The sequence below is a fragment of the Janthinobacterium sp. HH106 genome (genome assembly GCF_001758725.1).
In the GTDB taxonomy this organism is placed as follows: domain Bacteria; phylum Pseudomonadota; class Gammaproteobacteria; order Burkholderiales; family Burkholderiaceae_D; genus Janthinobacterium.
In genome coordinates this window covers 25,077-41,473 of the sequence record NZ_LRIC01000019.1, presented here as the reverse complement: position 1 = coordinate 41,473, position 16,397 = coordinate 25,077, and the positions used below count along the sequence as shown (strand labels likewise).

Genomic DNA, 16,397 nt, shown 5'->3' with positions numbered 1-16,397 from the left:
ACGGGGGTCTGACCCCGGCTTTACATATTCCGGAACAAACTCATGAACGGCTGGCTCACGGCCAGGGTTTCCGGCCGCGTCTTCAGGCGCAGGGCGCCCCGTCCCACCTCGTCGCGCGTCACCGACGCCACCATCTTCATGTTGACGATGGTGGAGCGGTGGATCTGTTTGAAAATGGCCGGGTCGAGCACGTCGAGCAGTTCGCGGATCGGCTTGCGCAGCAGCGCCTCGCCGTCGGCCGTCATGACGGCCGTGTACTTGGTGTCGGATTGAAAATAGGCGATGTCTTCCACCATGATCAGACGCGTATCCTTGCCGCTGCTGGCCGTCAGCCACACCAGCGGCGGCGACTTGGCCGCCGCCGGCAAGGCGCTGCTCAATTGCTGCAGCAGGCCGGCCAGCGCGCCGTCGCCCGCCCGGGCCTTGCCGGCCCGCGCCCGCACGCGCTGCAGGGTCGCCTGCAGGCGCTCGCGGGCGACCGGTTTCAACAAATAATCGACGGCGCCCTTGTCGAAGGCGTCGATCGCGTACTGGTCGTAGGCCGTGACGAACACCACCTGCGTGGCGGGACTCGCTGCGAGCGCGCCGGCCGCCACTTCCAGCCCCGTCAGGCCCGGCATGCGGATATCGAGGAAAGCGACGTCGGGCTTGCGCGTGGCGATGGCCTCGAGCGCCGTGCCGCCGTCGTCGCAGGCGGCGACGATGCGCAGTGCCGGCCACTCTTCGGCCAGCAGGGCCACGAGCGCATCGCGCAGCAGGGTTTCATCTTCAGCGATGACGCAAGTCATTTCAGGCGGATGCATACGACACTCCTTGCGCCGTGCTGTCCGGCACCGTGATGGTGGCCGTCACGCCATCGGGGAAGTTGGCAACGATGGCAAACGCGGCGGCATTGCCGTAGGTCAGGCGCAGGCGCTCGCGCACATTGCGCAGGCCGATGCCCGTGCCGGCGCCGTCGTCGCTGAAGCCCTTGCCGTCGTCGGCCACCGTGACGATCACCGTGCCATTGCCGCTGCGCGCCATGATCCAGATGGTGCCGCCGCCGCTTTTCGGCTCCAGGCCATGCTTGATGGCGTTTTCCACCAGCGTTTGCAGCATCATCGGCGGCAGCTCCACCTGGCGCAGGTATTGCGGTACCTCAATCTGCAGGTTCAGGCGCTCGCCCATGCGGATTTTCAGGATGTCGAGGTAGGCGCGCGCCCGTTCCAGCTCCGTGCCCAGGGTCGACATGGCTTGCTCCGTGCGCGGCAGCGAGTGGCGCAGGTACAGGATCAGGTTGCCCAGCATCGCGTCGGCGCGCACGGGGTCGCTGCGCGTGAGCAGCTGCGCGCTGGCCAGCGTGTTGTACAGGAAGTGCGGCTCGACCTGCGCATGCAGCAGGCTCAGTTTGGCCACCGTCAGTTCCTTTTCCGTCACCGTCTGGCGCGCCTCGGCCTGCTCGCCGCGGCGGCGCTGCGCCACCCGGCGCGTGATGGCCCGCGTCACCGCCTCCGCGTTTTCCAGGTTGCTGCCATGGTCGACGAGGAACCAGTCGGTCCACGCATTGCGCGCCGGCTCGCAGATCAGGGTCACGCTGCCCGCCTCGCCATTCGGCGTGACGGTGGCGAGGATCTGATTCGGCCGCGGCTCGAGGAAACCCAGCACGCGCATGCGGGGCAAGCCCGTATGCGTGTACGGCGCCGCGCGGCGCACGCGCGCCTGCACCTGCAGGCTGTCGCGCGCGCTTTCCACCACTTCGCTGCCCGGCAGTTCGCGGATGGCCGCATCGACCATGTCGAACGCCTCGCCCGCCTCGAACGGAATCTCGATCTGGCGCCGCTGGCGGCTCGACAGGGTGGCGGCATTGACGGCGCCGGCGATCAGGCGCACGCGGCGCACGTGCGAAAACGCATTCGTGACGACGGTGCAGGCCAGCAAGGCGCCGATGATGACAAAGAAGCCTTCCGTATTCCCAAAGAGATAGCGCAGAAAGTTCTCGACCAGGATCGCCGTGGCGATGATGTACGTGAGCATCGCGGCCAGGGTGAGGCGCAGGATAAAGAAGAGGCTGGTCATGATTTTTCCTTGGGTATTGAAGTGAGGCCAGCATAATCATCGGCCCCGGCAGCGGTGGCCATTATGCGATGGAAGCCCGGTAGTGGCGACAAAGGCATCAAAATAAAGGTTCAAGACACCTGACCAAACCTGCTGCGCGTCGGTATAGGTGGCCTGCGATGCTCACCGTACTCAAAGTACGGTTCCGCGTCTCGACCACCTCTCCCTTCCGCTCGCAACGGTTTTGTCAGGTGTCGTGACTTCATGAATAAAATCGCTTGCAATTAAATAGCGCACGATATATATTGCACACATGGACGCCGGATTTACTTCTTCAGACGGGCATCCTGGGGCCACGGCCCGCGAAACAAGTAGCACACTATTTAGTAGTCACCTATTTATCTACCTAAAGGAAACCATCATGTCGATCAAACAAGTCCTGTACCGCGCGCAAGCCACCGCCACCGGAGGCCGCGAAGGCCGTGCCGTGTCATCCGACAATGTGCTCGACGTCAAGCTGACGACGCCAAAAGAACTGGGCGGCAATGGCGCCGTGGGCACCAATCCGGAACAACTGTTCGCCGCCGGCTACTCGGCCTGCTTCATCGGCGCCATGAAATTCGTCGGCGGCCGCGACAAGATCGCCGTGCCGGCGGACCTGTCGATCGAAGGCAACGTCGGCATCGGCGCCATCGAGACGGGCTTCGGCATCGAAGTGGAACTGAAAATCTCGCTGCCGGGCATGGACCGCGCCGCCGCCGAAGCGCTGGTCGCCGCCGCCCACATCGTGTGCCCGTACTCGAACGCCACGCGCGGCAACATCGACGTCACGCTGACGATCGTGTAATCCACGCTGCACGCACTGTAACTCCCCGGCCGCGCCTTGGCGCCGCCGGGGCTTTTTTTTAGCGCAGCGCCTGCAGCAGCTTGTCTGCCAGGGCCGGCGCCGAGGCGGGATTCTGTCCCGTGATCAACTCGCGGTCGACCACCACATTGCTGGTCCACGGCGCCTGGTTCTGCACATATTGCGCACCGGCCGCCTGCAAGCCCGACTGCGGATAGAACTTCATCAATCCGCCCTTCAGCGCACCCTGCGCCGCCAGCTCCTCCTGGTTGCTGATCACCGTCATGCGGTAGCCCTTGTAGATCCAGTCAGCCGGCGTGGGCGGCGTCCGGCCCGCTTCCAGCGCGGCCGTAAACTGGGCCGCCTGCGGCAGGGCCGACAACAGGGCGATGGGGCCATGGCACAGCAGCGCCGTCGGCTTGCCGTCCGCGTGGAACTGGCGCAGCAAGGCGCCCAGGCTGGCGTCCTTCAATAAGTCCTGCATGGGCGCGTGGCCGCCCGGCACCAGCACGGCCGCGTAGTGGGCATAGCCGATCTGTTCCACCCGTTTCAGGCTGATCACGGGCGAGCGGCCCGGCACCGTCAGCGCCAGCTGCTCGAGCAAGGCCTTGTGCGCCGCGTGGGCCGCCACGTCGCCGCCAAAATACGCGTCCGTATCGGAGCTGGCGTCCAGGGTCGGCGCCTGGCCCTGCGGCGTGGCGAACGTCACCGTGTGGCCCGCGTCGAGCAGCTTTTTCACGGGCTGCATCAGTTCATTCAGATAAAAGCCCGTTTGGAAGACCTTACCGTCGCGCAAGTCGAGGTGATTCGCATCGGACAGCACGACGAGGACGTCGGCCGCCTGGGCGGTGGAAAAGGCGGCGAGCAACAGGCTGCTGATCAGTAATTTTTTCATGGTATGGCCTTTCTGTAGAGAGGACACCAGCATATTCCGAATCAAAATACGGAAAAATGATGAATAATGCACAGTACTGATGCGGAATACGACTGAATGGAGCGGGGATGGATAAATTGCAGGCGATGCAGCTGTTTCGCCGCGTGGCCGAGCTGGGCAGCTTTCGCCGCGCGGCCGATGAACTGGACTTGTCGGCCTCGTACGTGAGCCGGCGCATCGGCCAGCTGGAGCAGGAACTGGGCGGGCGCCTGATGACGCGCACCACGCGCCAGCTGGCCCTGACGGAAACGGGCGCCGCCTACCTCGAGCACTGCCGCAAGCTGCTCGATGAGCTGGCGCAGGCGGAGGACATGGTGGCCCATTCCACGGCGCACGTGACGGGCCGCCTGCGCATCAACGCGCCGCTGACATTGGGCGTGGGCGAGCTGGCCGAGGGCCTGGCCGATTTCATGGCCGACTGGCCCGCGCTGCGCCTGGACGTCGACCTGAAGGATGAATATGTCGACCTGGCGGCCGCCAATTACGACCTGGGCTTTCGCGTCACCACCGCGCTCACCGATTCGAGCTATGTGGCGCGCCACCTCCACGACTACCGCCTGCACATCTGCTGCGCGCCCGCCTACCTGGAACGCCACGGCCCCTTGGCCGAACCCACGGACCTGACGCGCCAGCGCTGCTTCATCTACAGCCACGCCCTGTTCGGCAGCCGCTGGCCACTGCGCCATGCGGGGCCGCACAGCGATATCGAAGTGCCGAACTGGGTGCGCACCAACAACACGCTGTTCATGCGCAGCCTGATCCTGCGCGGCCTGGGCATCGGCATCCTGCCCACCTTTGTCTGCCGCGAGGAACTGGCCAGCGGCGCCCTGGTCGAGCTGTTTCCGGAAATCGAGCGCCCCAGCCTGGCGCTGTTCGCCATCTACCCGTCGCGCCAGCTGGTGGCGCCCCGCGTGACGCGCTGCATCGAGCACCTGAAGCAGTGGTATGCGCAGCGCTATCCCACGCCGGGGGCGTGAAGCCGGTAAAATCACGGCCACTCTCAATCAAGGATGAACCATGATCAGCTGGCAATGGAACACGTTCGACGAACTCGGCCCCCACGATTTGTACCAGGTGCTGGCCTTGCGCCAGCGCGTGTTCGTCATCGAACAGCAGTGCATTTATCCGGACCTGGACGGCCATGACCAGCAGGCGATGCACTTGCTGGGCTGGCAAACGGCCGATGGCCAGCGCCGGCTGGCCGCCTACCTGCGCGTGCTGGCGCCGGGCGCCAAGTATGTGGAAATGTCGCTGGGCCGCGTGCTGACGGCGCCCGAGGCGCGCAGCAGCGGCGCCGGCAAGCAGTTGTTGCTTGAGGGCATCGCGCGGGCCGAGCGCCAGCATCCGGGCCACGCCATCCGCATCGGCGCACAGCACTATCTGGAACGCTTTTATCAATCGTTCGGCTTTGTCACCGTCAGCGCGCCGTATGACGAAGACGGCATCCAGCACGTCGACATGCTGCGCGCGGAGCCAGCGGCATGACGACGGCCTTGATTTCCTGGAGCGGCGGCAAGGATTCCTGCCTGGCCCTGTGGCGCGCCCGCAACGCCGGCATGGACGTGCCGCTGTTGATCACGGCCATGGATGAAGATGGCCGCAAGTCGCGCTCGCACGGCGTGCCGCCCGAGTTGCTCGAAGCGCAGGCGGCCAGCCTGGGCGCGCGCCTGCAGCGCTATCACGCCAGCTGGGCCAGCTATGAAGAACAGTTCGTCGCCACGCTGCGCGCGGCCAAGGCCGAGGGCATCGAGCACGCCATCTTCGGCGACATCGACCTGCAGCCGCACCGCGACTGGGAAGAAAAAGTCTGCGCGGTCGCCGGCCTGACGGCGCACCTGCCGCTGTGGGGCGAAGCGCGGCGCGCGCTGGTCGACGAATTTCTCGCCGCCGGCTTCAAGGCTATCGTCGTGTGCATCAATGGCCAGCATCTGCCACGCGAATTTTGCGGGCGCGAGTTCGACGCCGCCTTTTTGGCCGACCTGCCGCCCGGCGTCGATGCCTGCGGCGAAAACGGCGAATTCCACACCTTCGTCTACGACGGCCCCGCCTTCAGCGCCCCCGTGGCGCTGCGCCGCACGCAAGTGCTGCAATATGACGCGCCGGCCAAGCTGGGCGGCGCCACGTATTACTTCCAGGAGCTGGCGCCCGCTTAAACCGGGCCGCAAAGCAAAAAGGGCGATTCCGTGGAATCGCCCTTTTCATGTGCGCTGCGCGTGCTTATTTTTTCGTCACGCTCACCAGCTTGATCTCGAACAGCAAGCCGGCGTAGCCAGGAATCTTCGGCGGGCTGCCGGCCTTGCCATAACCGAGGTCATACGGAATGGCCAGGGTGCGCGTGCCGCCGACCTGCATGCCGACCAGGCCGCGGTCCCAGCCCAGGATGACCCGGCCGACACCCAGAGGGAAAGTAAAACCGCTGCCTGCCGGGCTCGCATCGAACTGCACGCCCTTGTTGCCCGGCTTGCTTGCGTCATACAGCCAGCCCGTGTAAGTCACCAGCAAGGTGTCGCCCGCTGCCGCCGCCGTGCCGGTGCCGGTCACCGTATCGGTAATGGTCAGTTCTTTCACTTGCGTATTCGGATCGAGCACGACCGGTTTCTCGGTGTTGGCAGCGGCACCGCAAGCGGTCAGGGCCACGGCGCAAGCGAGGGTGGCGATCATTTGAAATACCGATTTCATGGTTTCCCTTTAAATATTGGTGTGTGGCTCAGCCCGTACGGTGCGGACCAGTGCGAGCAGCAGTTTAACAGGAGTCGCGCAGCCAATTTGTAAGCAGACGTAAGCACGGCGGAAGATTGCGCAACAATACAACATTGTCACAACAACCATTCCGCCGCACTGTCGCGTCTAGATTTCCACCTGCGTGCCCAGTTCGATTACCCGGTTGCTCGGGATCTGATAGTAGTCGGCCGCCGTGCGCGCATTGCGCGACATGGTGACGAACAGGTGCTCGCGCCACGGCATCATGCCGGCGCCCGGCGTCGAAATGATGGTCTGGCGCGCAATGAAGAACGACGTTTCCATCATCTCGAAATCGAGTCCCTGCTGCGCGCACTGCGCCAGCGCAGCCGGAATGTCCGGTTCATCCTTGAAGCCGTAATGCACGTTGACCTGGTAGCACTGGTGGCCCAGCTCCACCACGCGCACGCGCTCCGATGGCGCCACCCACGGCTCTTCATGCATGAAGACGGTAAGGAAAATCACGCGCTCGTGCAGAACCTTGTTATGCAGCAAGTTATGCAGCAGCGCATGCGGCACGCCATCCGTTTCGCCACGCAGGAAGATGGCCGTGCCGGGGACGCGCAGCGGCGGCGCGATGAACAGCGACGAAAGGAAATCGTTGAGCGGAATCGCATGCTTTTCCAGGTTCTGGAACACCAGCTGGCGGCCCCGTTTCCAGGTCAGCATGACGATGAACAAGATCGAACCCAGCAGCAGCGGGAACCAGCCGCCGTGGAACAGTTTCAAGGCGGTCGCCGACACCAGGTTGATGTCGATGATCAGGAAAAAGCCCGTGGCGGCCCAGCACAGGGCCAGGTTCATCTTCCAGCGGTAACGGATGACGAAGAAGGTCAGGATGGTGGTCGACAGCATCGTGGCCGTGACCGCAATGCCGTAGGCGGCGGCCAGGTTTTCCGAGGAGCCGAAGCCGACGACGGCCAGCAGCACGACGGCCAGCTGCAGCCAGTTCACGGCGGGGATGTAGATCTGCCCGATTTCGCTTTCCGACGTGTGGCGCACGCGCATGCGCGGCAGGAAACCCAGCGCGATCGCTTGCTTGGTCATCGAGAAGGTGCCGGAAATGGTGGCCTGCGACGCGATCACGGTAGCCATGGTCGACAAAATCACCAGTGGATACACGCTCCACGCGCCCAGCTGCTGGTAAAACGGATTCGAGACGGCTTCGGGATGGGCCAGCAGCAGCCCGCCCTGGCCCAGGTAATTCAGCGCCAGCGCGGGGAAGGCGATCAGGAACCAGGCCAGGCGGATCGGTTTCTTGCCGAAGTGGCCCATGTCGGCGTACAGCGCCTCGGCACCCGTCAGCGCCAGCACCACGGCGCCCAGGGCGACGAAGGCAACGAAGCCGTTATTCATCAGGAAGGTCGCCGCGTGCAGGGGATTGAGTGCGGCCAGGACGGCGGGCGACTTGATGATGTTGACCACGCCCATGCCCGCCAGCGCGGCAAACCACAGCACCATGACGGGGGCAAAATAGCGGCCGATACCGGCCGTGCCGTGCGACTGCACGGAATACAGGCCCACCAGCACGGCGATGGTCAGCGGCACCACGTAGGGACTGAAGGCGGGCGTGGCCACTTCCAGGCCTTCGATCGCCGACAGCACGGAAATGGCCGGCGTGATCACGCTGTCGCCATAGAACAGGGTGGCGCCAAAGACGCCGATCACCATCAGCGGAAAATGCCAGCGCGACAGGCGGCTGACGGACGACAGCACCAGCGCCATCAGGGCCATGATGCCGCCCTCGCCGCGGTTGTCGGCACGCAGCACCAGGGTCACGTACTTGAGCGAGACGATCAGGGTCAGGCCCCAGAAAATCAGCGAGACGATGCCCAGCAGGTTCTCGTGCGAGAGCGCCAGGCCGTGGGCCGGGTCGAAGACCGTCTTCAGGGTGTACAGCGGGCTGGTGCCGATATCGCCGTAAACGATCCCGACGGCCGCCAGCGTCAAGCCGGCCAGGCCGCTTTTTTTATGTTCCGACGTCAAGATTGCACCCGTTTTTGTTTTGTTGCATCGCACAATATGATAGGTATTAGCAAATAGCAAGAGTATTTTTGCATGGTTACGGGCTGCCCCAAAGTCGTGGTTTTGTGCCGCTCCGCCTTGCTGCGCGGGCTTGCGGCCATTGATTTGTTGCCATTCTACGCTTCGCCAGCGGCGCCGGGCAGCCCCCGATGTTTTCAGCCATAATGACAGACTGTCTACTCTCCAGCGAAGCCCATCATGAATCCAGGCATGCTCTACGCCTCCCTCGCCTTCCTGTGCTGGGGCCTGTTTCCCCTGTATTTCCACGCCATCGGCGAGATTGCACCACAGGAAATCCTGGCGCACCGCATGGTCTGGTCGCTGTTGTTTCTAGGCATCGTGCTGACCGTGCGCCGCCAGTGGAGCTGGCTGGGCGCCCTGAAAGGCCAGCCGCAGGTGGTGGCCAGCTTCGTCGCCAGCGCGTTTTTGCTGTCCGCCAACTGGTTCATCTATATCTGGGCCGTCAACAACGGCCACGTGGTCGACGCCAGCCTCGGCTACTTTATTACGCCCCTGATCAATGTCATGCTGGGCTTTTTGCTGCTGCACGAACGCCTGCGCCGCCTGCAGTGGCTGGCCATCGGCCTGGCCGCCTGCGGTGTCGCCTGGCTCACTTGGCAGGCGGGGCAAGTGCCATGGATCGCCCTGCTGCTGGCCGCCACCTTCGGCGGCTATGGCTTGCTGCGCAAGACGGCCGCGCTGGGCGCGCTGGAAGGCTTGTCGTTCGAAACCCTGATTTTATTTCCCCTGGCGCTGGCCTACATGCTGTGGCTGGCCTGGCATGGCCAGAGCGGCTTCGTCAATACGGACTCCACCGCCACGCGCGCGCTGCTGCTGGCGTCCGGCCCCATCACGGCCATTCCCCTGCTGCTGTTCGCCGCCGGCGCGCGCCGCCTGCCGCTGGCCGTGCTGGGGCTATTGCAATACATCGCCCCCACGGGCCAGCTGCTGATCGGCGTATGGGTCTTCCACGAATCGTTCACGCCCGAACGCATGCTGGGCTTCCTCGTCATCTGGACGGCGCTGGGCCTGTATGCGGCCGAAGGCCTGTGGAGCAGCCGCCGCGCGCGCCTGGCCGCCTGATCGGTCCGTCCCGGCAGCGCACAGCGCTGGCCGGAAGCGGGCGTTTACCGTATCCTGTCCGTCTTTGTATATCACCCGAGATTTCTAATGGCAAATTACGTCTACACCATGAATCGCGTGGGCAAAATCGTCCCGCCCAAGCGCCAGATTCTGAAAGATATTTCCCTCTCCTTCTTCCCAGGCGCGAAGATCGGCGTGCTGGGCCTGAACGGCTCCGGCAAATCGACCCTGCTGAAAATCATGGCAGGCATCGACACCGACATCCAGGGCGAAGCCGTGCCGATGCCGGGCCTGAACATCGGCTACCTGCCGCAGGAACCGCAGCTGGACCCGGCAAAAACCGTACGCCAGGAAGTCGAGTCGGGCCTGGGCGAAGTGTTTGAAGCGCAAGCCAAGCTGGAAGCCGTGTACGCCGCATATGCCGAGGAAGACGCCGATTTCGACGCCCTGGCCACGGAACAGGCACGCCTGGAAGCGATCATCTCGACCTCCGACGGCGGCAATCTGAATCTGCAGCTGGAAATGGCCGCCGACGCGCTGCGCCTGCCGCCGTGGGACGCCACCATCGGCGTGCTGTCCGGCGGTGAAAAGCGCCGCGTGGCGCTGTGCAAGCTGCTGCTGTCGAAACCGGACATGCTGCTGCTCGACGAGCCGACCAACCATCTGGATGCGGAATCGGTCGACTGGCTGGAACAATTCCTGCTGCGCTTCCCCGGCACCGTGGTGGCCATCACCCATGACCGCTACTTCCTCGACAACGCGGCCGAGTGGATCCTGGAGCTGGACCGCGGCCACGGCATTCCATGGAAGGGCAACTACTCGACCTGGCTGGACCAGAAGCAAGCCCGCCTGAAGCAGGAAGAAGCGACGGAATCGGCGCGCCAGAAAGCGCTGCAGAAGGAATTGGAATGGTCGCGCCAGAACCCGAAAGCGCGTCAGGCCAAGTCGAAAGCCCGTCTGGCCCGCTTCAACGAGCTGTCCGAGCACGAATACCAGAAGCGCAACGAAACGCAGGAGATCTTCATTCCCGTGGCAGAGCGCCTGGGCAATGAAGTCATCGAGTTCAAGAACGTGTCGAAAGCGTTCGGCGACCGTTTGCTGATCGATAACCTGAGCTTTACCGTGCCGCCAGGCGCCATCGTCGGCATCATCGGCCCCAACGGCGCCGGTAAGTCGACCCTGTTCAAGATGATCACCGGCAAGGAAACGCCGGACAGCGGCGAAGTGGCCATCGGCCAGACGGCGCGCGTGTCCATCGTCGACCAGAACCGCGATAGTCTCGCTGACAACAAATCCGTGTTCGAAGACGTCTCCGGCGGCGCCGACATGCTGACGGTCGGCCGCTTCGAAATGCCGTCGCGCGCCTACCTGGGCCGCTTCAACTTCAAGGGCTCGGACCAGCAAAAGCAAGTGGGCAACCTGTCCGGCGGTGAACGCGGCCGTCTGCACCTGGCGAAAACCCTGCTGATGGGCGGCAACGTCCTGCTGCTCGATGAACCGTCGAACGATCTGGACGTGGAAACCTTGCGCGCGCTGGAAGACGCCCTGCTGGAATTTGCCGGCAGTGTCATGGTCATTTCCCATGATCGCTGGTTCCTCGACCGTATCGCCACGCACATCCTGGCGTTCGAAGGCAATTCGCAGGTCACCTTCTTTGACGGCAACTATCAGGAATACGAAGCCGACAAGAAGAAACGCCTGGGCGAAGAAGGCGCGAAACCGAAGCGTATCCGCTACAAGCCATTGACGACGTAATTTATCTCTGACAATGCAAAAAGGCAGTTACCTCGCGGTAACTGCCTTTTTTTTCAGCACATTTCTAAGCGATTAGAAATTGTAGCGTGCGCCTAATGCGAGACCGGTGGCCTTGCGGCCCTGGTCGGCGCTCTTGCCGAAGTGTTCCACTTCCGCCGTCAGCGAGACTTTCTCGTTGATCGCGTACTGGGCACCGACGGAAGCGTACACGCCCGTCTTGTCATTGCCGCTGATGCCGGTCGACAGGCCCGTGCCGCTCAAGCTGTTCTTGACCTTGGCCACGCCGAGCTTGCCGAACACGCCGACTTTGTCGCTCACGGGCATGGTGGCCTTGCCGGCCAGGTAGTAGCCGTGCGAATCGCTTTTCACGGAACCGTTGCCGGCGCCGGTGACATAGCTGTAATCCTTGCTGCCGAAATCGGCGTAGCCGCCCTCGACCGCCCAGGTTTTATCGAAATCGTAACCGGCGAAGATCTTCGCGCCGGCCTTGTAGCCGCTGTGATTATCGGCGCTGGTGGCGCCAGGAATATCGAAGTTGTAGCGGTTGCCCGTGACACCGGCGCCCACATAGGCGCCTTCGGCGTGCGCGGCGCTCATGCCGGTCAGTGCAGTAACGGAAGCGATCATTGCAAACAGGATTTTCTTCTTCATCATGTTCTCTCTCTCAATTAGTGAATGGTGCCTGGATTCGCAGTTCAGCGAAGTGCGATGAGTACACAATAACAGCCGAAAAAAGCTACGTCTTTCTCCATTGCGTAAGAACTGTGACAAGATGTAAGCGGAGATTGCAAACTGACAATAACTGTAAAATACGTACTGTTGAACGAACTTAAGCTAGACTTAAGAACATTAACGATTTTCAGTCCGAAGGAGCAGTGCATGCACAAACGCCAGTTTCTCGCCGCCGCCATGGCGGCAGCCACCCTGCCGGCCATCGGCCGGGCGGCGCCCGCCGGTCTGCGCGGCCCTGCCCTGCTGACCGTCACGGGCAGCGTCGACAAGCCGAATCGGGGCCCGTTCGACGCCGTGCGCGACCAGATGATGCACAAGCAGAAAATCAGTTTTGAGCGGGCGCGGGCATTCGACTTTGCGGCGCTGACGAACTTGCCGGCACACACGATTCGCCCCACCCTGGAATACGACGGCAAGGCGCATGCGCTGCGCGGGCCGCTGCTGGTCGATGTCTTGAAGGCGGCGGGCGCACCCGAGGAAGGCGAGGTCCGCCTGCTGCTGCGCGCCGTGGATGGCTATGCGGCGGCGCTGACCATGGCGCAGGCGCGCGCACAGCGTTTTATTGTCGCCACCCACCTCGATGGGCAGCCGATGGCGCTGGGCGGCCTGGGGCCGCTATGGGCGATCCACGACGCGGACCGCATCGCGGCCGTGGCGGCCCTGCCCCTGGCCGAGCGCTTCGCCAGCTGCCCGTGGGCGCTGTATCACATCGGCGTGGAGGCGGGTTGAAGCGGTTGAGATAAATTACGCGTAGGCTTCGGCCATCGACATCACCCGTGGCGCGATGGTAATGCCGTGCTCTTCGAACAGGGCCGTGATGGCCGCCAGGTTCTGCGTGCACTCCTCGGTTTTCCAGCCCTTGAAGATATCCGTGCCATCCTTCTGGAAATGCAGGTCCAGCACCTTGCCCGAATCCTTGTGCAGGTAGGGCGAACTATAGGTGTTTTCGAAACCGAGCGCCTTCAATTGCTCCAGCAAGGCCAGCGGCGGATGGTCGGGATCGGTGGCAAGAAAAATGCCGAAGGTCTTGCCTGGCGGCTTGGCGGCGATGTCGACCTCGTAGATGCCGGGGGCCTTGCTAACGGACGTACTCTTTAAAAATAACATGCAACACTCCCTGCGCGGAATGTCCCGCGCCTGAAACGGGCGGCAAGACAGGGGGCGATGCGCAATGATTCCCCTCATCAAATCTTATTGCTAATTTGCATCTTTGTCGACAAATCGGCACTTTTATTTGGTAAGTCGTGGTTATCTTGTCGCGTTCGCCAGCATAAATTATCAATAAAACCAGTTATCATTGCGCCAATATCCGCCCTGCTGCATACTTTTAGCTTGCCTCACCATGGCCTTCCCGCCTGCCACTACCTCGTCTCCATGCGTCTTCTGTCGATCAAATACCGCCTGCTTATCCTCCTGACCCTGATCCTGGGGGCGGGCTTCATGGCCACCAGCCTGGCCAGCTACCTGGCTTCGCGCCAGGCCATCGAGCACGGCATCGCAGACCAGACCCTGCCGCTGACGGGCGACAATATTTACTCGGAAATCCAGAAGGACATGCTGCGCCCCGTCTTCATCTCCTCGCTGATGGCGCACGACACCTTCGTGCGCGACTGGATACTGGCCGGCGAAAACAAGCCGGAACAGATCGTGCGCTACCTGGCCGAAGTCAAGAAGAAGTACGGCGCCATCACCAGCTTTCTCGTCTCGGACAAGAGCAGCAAATATTATTACGCGGAAGGCACCTTGAAATCCGTCAGTCCGGAGGCGACGCGCGACATCTGGTACTACCGCGTGCGCGCCATGGACAAGACCGACTATGAAACGAATGTCGACGTGGACATGGCCAACCGCGACAGCATGACCATCTTCATCAACCACCGCGTGGTCGATTACGATGGCCAGTTCATCGGCGCCACCGGCATCGGCCTGACCCTGGCCACCATGAGCCACATCATCGACCGCTACCAGGCGCGCTTCCACCGCAACATCTATTTTGTCGATGCCGCCGGCTCCCTGGTGCTGGCAGGCAAGAACGTGCGCAACGGGCACGGCAACATCCGCAGCCTGCCCGGCGTGAACGCCATTGCCGAGCAGATCATCAACCACCGCAGCGAGCCGACGCATCTGTCGTACCAGCTGGGCCGCGCACAAATCCTCGTCAACTCGCGTTTCATTCCCGAACTGGGCTGGTACCTGGTGGTCGAGCAAAACGTCAGCGACGAAGTCCAGTCGCTGCAGCGCGTGTTCATCTTCAACCTGGCCATCAGCTTTGGCGTCACCCTGCTGGTACTGCTGCTGACCCTGCTGACGGTGAACCGCTACCAGCGCCGCATCGAGCGCATCGCCTCGACGGATGCGCTGACCGGGCTATTGAACCGCCAGTCGCTGGAATTGCTGTTCCAGCGCGCGATGTTATTGTCCAAACGCAATGAGCAGCCGATGTCGGCCATCCTCTTCGACATCGATTTCTTCAAGCGCGTCAACGATACCCACGGCCACCTGTGGGGCGACAAGGTCATCCGTGGCGTGGCGGACGTGGCGCGCGCCACCGTGCGCGAAAGCGACGTCATCACGCGCTGGGGCGGCGAGGAATACCTGGTGCTGCTGAATGACTGCAGCCTGGCCAAAGCGGCGGAAGTGGCGGAAAACCTGCGCGCGGCCGTCGAGCGGCACGATTTCGGCCTGCCCGAACCGCGCGTCCCCGTGACGATCAGCCTGGGCGTGACCGAGTACCGGCCGGAGGAAAGCGAATCGGCCTTCTTTTCGCGCGCCGACAGCGCCTTGTACCAAGCCAAGGAGCAGGGCCGCAACCGCCTGCACGCCGCTTAAAGCGCGGACTTGCGCCGGGCCAGGTCCTGCGTGGGCGCCACCAGCGCCCGGTACAACTCGCCCGTGGCCGCATCCCAGCTTTGCACGGCCAGCTGCTGGCGTTGCACGGTGGCCGAATCGCCGCGCGCGATGGGGCCGGACAGCGCGGGCGCGGCCCCCAGGCGAAACACGTTCGCCACCGCTTCCGTCACCAGCGGCTGCGCCAGTTCGCGCGCCACCGGTTCGGGAATGCCGGCCGCCTGGTAGGCGCGCAAGGCCGCGTCGAGCACCGTCACCAGGTAATTGCTGGCGAAGACGGCAGCGGCGTGATACAGGGTCTTGGCGGCCGGATCGATGGGCACGGGACGCGCGCCAATGGCGATCAAGGCCGGCGTGAGGAAAACCAGCGCCAGCGGGTCGCCTTCCACGCCGCAAAACGTGCCGTCGAAGGTGGCGGCCACCTGCTGCGGGTCAGCAAAGCTGCGGATCGGGTGGGCGCTGGCGACAAAGGCACCGGCCTGCGTGGCCGCCAGCAGCACGTTCGAGGCCAGCGCACCGCTGCAGTGAAACACGATGGCGCCCGCCTGGCGTCCCTCGGCCACCAGCGCCGCGCAGGCCGGGCCGATCTGGTCGTCCGACACGGCCAGCATGGTGACGTCGGCGTGGCGCAAGGCCGCATAACTGTCGACGGGGGTGCCGGCGCCGATGAAGTCCACGGCCGTCTGCGCCGACGCCATCGAGCGCGTCAGCACATCCTGCACCGCAATCCCGTCCACGCCGGCGAACAGACGGCCCAGCACCTTGCCCACGTGGCCGGCGCCGATGATATTCAATGTCACGTTCATGATGATTGTCTAAAAGCTCGATCCCGGCTGGCGCAAAAATTCCACTTCTTCCGGCGTGGAAGCGCGGCCGAGGATGGCGTTGCGGTGCGGGAAGCGGCCGAAGCGGGCGATCACTTCCTGGTGGCGCTCGGCGTAGTCGAGCATGCTGTCAAAACCGGGCTGCGCCTGCGACAAGCGCTGGAACAGCTCGACGGCGCGCGCCTGCATGGCCAGGTCTTCCGCGTGTTCGAACGGTAAATACACGAAGGCGCGCAGCATCGGCGGCAGTTGCTGGTCCAGCCCCTGCTGCGTCATGGCGACGGCCAGCGCCAGCGCCCAGGCGTCGCCGGCAAAGGCGCGCGGCGTGCCGCGGTACACATTGCGCGTAAACTGATCGAGCACGATGAGGCGCGCCAGCGCGCCGTGCGGCGTCGCATCCCATTCACCCAAGCCGCCGGCTATGGCGGCATCGATCAGCGCGCCGAAACGCGCGCGTATCAGCAAATCGAAACCGTCATCCTTGCGGAACCATTCCATGCGCGCCTGGCCGTGGCCGGGGTGATCCGGCGGCAGGAACCAGAAATCGAGTACTTTTTGAGCCTGGGGGTCCATGTCCATC

General features: G+C 63.5%; 17 protein-coding genes. 8 read left to right on the top strand and 9 right to left on the bottom strand.

The features are described from left to right. Positions 1 to 20: 20 nt before the first annotated feature. Together JAB8_RS10060 and JAB8_RS10055 are read right to left on the bottom strand one after the other, a co-directional pair. A complete protein-coding gene (locus JAB8_RS10060) occupies positions 21 to 803 on the bottom strand; it encodes a LytTR family DNA-binding domain-containing protein (protein ID WP_139143002.1) in 783 nt (260 codons plus the stop codon). After that, positions 790 to 2,055 carry a histidine kinase gene (locus JAB8_RS10055; RefSeq protein ID WP_070218991.1) on the bottom strand — a complete coding sequence of 422 codons (1,266 nt, stop codon included), beginning with the start codon at positions 2,053 to 2,055 and terminating at the stop codon, positions 790 to 792. Before JAB8_RS10055 ends, JAB8_RS10060 begins: the two co-directional genes overlap by 14 nt. A 400-nt stretch (positions 2,056 to 2,455) precedes the next feature. Here JAB8_RS10055 and JAB8_RS10050 point away from each other — a divergent pair, with 400 nt between their 5' ends. After that, positions 2,456 to 2,881: an organic hydroperoxide resistance protein gene (locus JAB8_RS10050; RefSeq protein WP_070289401.1), complete on the top strand. Its 426-nt coding sequence runs from the start codon at positions 2,456 to 2,458 to the stop codon at positions 2,879 to 2,881. 58 nt (positions 2,882 to 2,939) lie between these two features. Here JAB8_RS10050 and JAB8_RS10045 read toward each other — a convergent pair whose 3' ends face one another. After that, positions 2,940 to 3,773: a type 1 glutamine amidotransferase domain-containing protein gene (locus JAB8_RS10045; protein ID WP_070289400.1), complete on the bottom strand. Its 834-nt coding sequence runs from the start codon at positions 3,771 to 3,773 to the stop codon at positions 2,940 to 2,942. Between the two features lie 107 nt (positions 3,774 to 3,880). On the opposite strand from JAB8_RS10045, the gene JAB8_RS10040 reads away from it, so the two are divergent. From JAB8_RS10040 to JAB8_RS10030, 3 genes are read left to right on the top strand one after another with little or no spacing between them, the layout of a single operon-like run. Beyond that, entirely contained in the window at positions 3,881 to 4,789 is a 909-nt protein-coding gene (locus JAB8_RS10040; protein ID WP_070289399.1) for a LysR family transcriptional regulator, read from the top strand. Between the two features lie 40 nt (positions 4,790 to 4,829). After that, positions 4,830 to 5,297 carry a GNAT family N-acetyltransferase gene (locus JAB8_RS10035; RefSeq protein WP_070289398.1) on the top strand — a complete coding sequence of 156 codons (468 nt, stop codon included), beginning with the start codon at positions 4,830 to 4,832 and terminating at the stop codon, positions 5,295 to 5,297. Beyond that, positions 5,294 to 5,965 carry a diphthine--ammonia ligase gene (locus tag JAB8_RS10030; RefSeq protein ID WP_070289397.1) on the top strand — a complete coding sequence of 224 codons (672 nt, stop codon included), beginning with the start codon at positions 5,294 to 5,296 and terminating at the stop codon, positions 5,963 to 5,965. Before JAB8_RS10035 ends, JAB8_RS10030 begins: the two co-directional genes overlap by 4 nt. Positions 5,966 to 6,029: 64 nt before the next feature. On the opposite strand, the gene JAB8_RS10025 is transcribed toward JAB8_RS10030, so the two are convergent. Both JAB8_RS10025 and JAB8_RS10020 read right to left on the bottom strand, forming a co-directional pair. Further along, positions 6,030 to 6,491 carry an FKBP-type peptidyl-prolyl cis-trans isomerase gene (locus JAB8_RS10025; protein ID WP_070289396.1) on the bottom strand — a complete coding sequence of 154 codons (462 nt, stop codon included), beginning with the start codon at positions 6,489 to 6,491 and terminating at the stop codon, positions 6,030 to 6,032. Between the two features lie 168 nt (positions 6,492 to 6,659). Continuing rightward, positions 6,660 to 8,537, bottom strand: coding sequence for a potassium transporter Kup (locus JAB8_RS10020; protein WP_070289395.1), 1,878 nt, complete (start codon positions 8,535 to 8,537; stop codon positions 6,660 to 6,662). Positions 8,538 to 8,774: 237 nt separating this feature from the next. Here JAB8_RS10020 and rarD point away from each other — a divergent pair, with 237 nt between their 5' ends. After that, positions 8,775 to 9,659: an EamA family transporter RarD gene (rarD, locus tag JAB8_RS10015; RefSeq protein ID WP_070218983.1), complete on the top strand. Its 885-nt coding sequence runs from the start codon at positions 8,775 to 8,777 to the stop codon at positions 9,657 to 9,659. Between the two features lie 87 nt (positions 9,660 to 9,746). Next, positions 9,747 to 11,414, top strand: coding sequence for an energy-dependent translational throttle protein EttA (gene ettA / locus JAB8_RS10010; protein WP_034752850.1), 1,668 nt, complete (start codon positions 9,747 to 9,749; stop codon positions 11,412 to 11,414). 72 nt (positions 11,415 to 11,486) lie between these two features. Here ettA and JAB8_RS10005 read toward each other — a convergent pair whose 3' ends face one another. Further along, the gene (locus JAB8_RS10005) at positions 11,487 to 12,068 is read right to left on the bottom strand and encodes a porin family protein (protein WP_070218982.1); all 582 of its coding nucleotides are present in this window, start codon (positions 12,066 to 12,068) and stop codon (positions 11,487 to 11,489) included. A gap of 225 nt (positions 12,069 to 12,293) precedes the next feature. On the opposite strand from JAB8_RS10005, the gene JAB8_RS10000 reads away from it, so the two are divergent. Next, complete coding sequence (locus JAB8_RS10000; protein WP_070218981.1) at positions 12,294 to 12,875, top strand: molybdopterin-dependent oxidoreductase; 582 nt, start codon at positions 12,294 to 12,296, stop codon at positions 12,873 to 12,875. A 15-nt stretch (positions 12,876 to 12,890) separates the two neighbouring features. Here JAB8_RS10000 and JAB8_RS09995 read toward each other — a convergent pair whose 3' ends face one another. Then, positions 12,891 to 13,253, bottom strand: coding sequence for a hypothetical protein (locus JAB8_RS09995; RefSeq protein ID WP_070289394.1), 363 nt, complete (start codon positions 13,251 to 13,253; stop codon positions 12,891 to 12,893). Between the two features lie 225 nt (positions 13,254 to 13,478). Between JAB8_RS09995 and JAB8_RS09990 the strand changes: the two genes are divergently transcribed. Continuing rightward, the gene (locus tag JAB8_RS09990) at positions 13,479 to 14,975 is read left to right on the top strand and encodes a sensor domain-containing diguanylate cyclase (protein ID WP_254679488.1); all 1,497 of its coding nucleotides are present in this window, start codon (positions 13,479 to 13,481) and stop codon (positions 14,973 to 14,975) included. Here the strand turns inward: JAB8_RS09990 and JAB8_RS09985 are convergent. Continuing rightward, positions 14,972 to 15,799: a Rossmann-like and DUF2520 domain-containing protein gene (locus JAB8_RS09985; RefSeq protein ID WP_070289392.1), complete on the bottom strand. Its 828-nt coding sequence runs from the start codon at positions 15,797 to 15,799 to the stop codon at positions 14,972 to 14,974. The two genes, JAB8_RS09990 and JAB8_RS09985, sit on opposite strands and share 4 nt — an antisense overlap. Positions 15,800 to 15,808: 9 nt before the next feature. Continuing rightward, a complete protein-coding gene (locus JAB8_RS09980; protein WP_070289391.1) occupies positions 15,809 to 16,396 on the bottom strand; it encodes a DUF924 family protein in 588 nt (195 codons plus the stop codon). Between the last annotated feature and the right edge of the window lies 1 nt (position 16,397).

What these genes read in the sequence shown, in the direction of transcription:
- JAB8_RS10055 (WP_070218991.1), bottom strand. Translation starts at nt 2,055, where the DNA reads ATGACCAGCCTCTTCTTTATCCTGCGCCTCACCCTGGCCGCGATGCTC.
- JAB8_RS10035 (WP_070289398.1), top strand. Translation starts at nt 4,830, where the DNA reads ATGATCAGCTGGCAATGGAACACGTTCGACGAACTCGGCCCCCACGAT.
- JAB8_RS10005 (WP_070218982.1), bottom strand. Translation starts at nt 12,068, where the DNA reads ATGATGAAGAAGAAAATCCTGTTTGCAATGATCGCTTCCGTTACTGCA.
- JAB8_RS10045 (WP_070289400.1), bottom strand. Translation starts at nt 3,773, where the DNA reads ATGAAAAAATTACTGATCAGCAGCCTGTTGCTCGCCGCCTTTTCCACC.
- JAB8_RS09980 (WP_070289391.1), bottom strand. Translation starts at nt 16,396, where the DNA reads ATGGACATGGACCCCCAGGCTCAAAAAGTACTCGATTTCTGGTTCCTG.
- JAB8_RS10025 (WP_070289396.1), bottom strand. Translation starts at nt 6,491, where the DNA reads ATGAAATCGGTATTTCAAATGATCGCCACCCTCGCTTGCGCCGTGGCC.
- JAB8_RS10040 (WP_070289399.1), top strand. Translation starts at nt 3,881, where the DNA reads ATGGATAAATTGCAGGCGATGCAGCTGTTTCGCCGCGTGGCCGAGCTG.
- JAB8_RS09995 (WP_070289394.1), bottom strand. Translation starts at nt 13,253, where the DNA reads ATGTTATTTTTAAAGAGTACGTCCGTTAGCAAGGCCCCCGGCATCTAC.
- JAB8_RS10060 (WP_139143002.1), bottom strand. Translation starts at nt 803, where the DNA reads ATGCATCCGCCTGAAATGACTTGCGTCATCGCTGAAGATGAAACCCTG.
- JAB8_RS10030 (WP_070289397.1), top strand. Translation starts at nt 5,294, where the DNA reads ATGACGACGGCCTTGATTTCCTGGAGCGGCGGCAAGGATTCCTGCCTG.
- JAB8_RS10050 (WP_070289401.1), top strand. Translation starts at nt 2,456, where the DNA reads ATGTCGATCAAACAAGTCCTGTACCGCGCGCAAGCCACCGCCACCGGA.
- ettA (WP_034752850.1), top strand. Translation starts at nt 9,747, where the DNA reads ATGGCAAATTACGTCTACACCATGAATCGCGTGGGCAAAATCGTCCCG.
- JAB8_RS10000 (WP_070218981.1), top strand. Translation starts at nt 12,294, where the DNA reads ATGCACAAACGCCAGTTTCTCGCCGCCGCCATGGCGGCAGCCACCCTG.
- rarD (WP_070218983.1), top strand. Translation starts at nt 8,775, where the DNA reads ATGAATCCAGGCATGCTCTACGCCTCCCTCGCCTTCCTGTGCTGGGGC.
- JAB8_RS09985 (WP_070289392.1), bottom strand. Translation starts at nt 15,799, where the DNA reads ATGAACGTGACATTGAATATCATCGGCGCCGGCCACGTGGGCAAGGTG.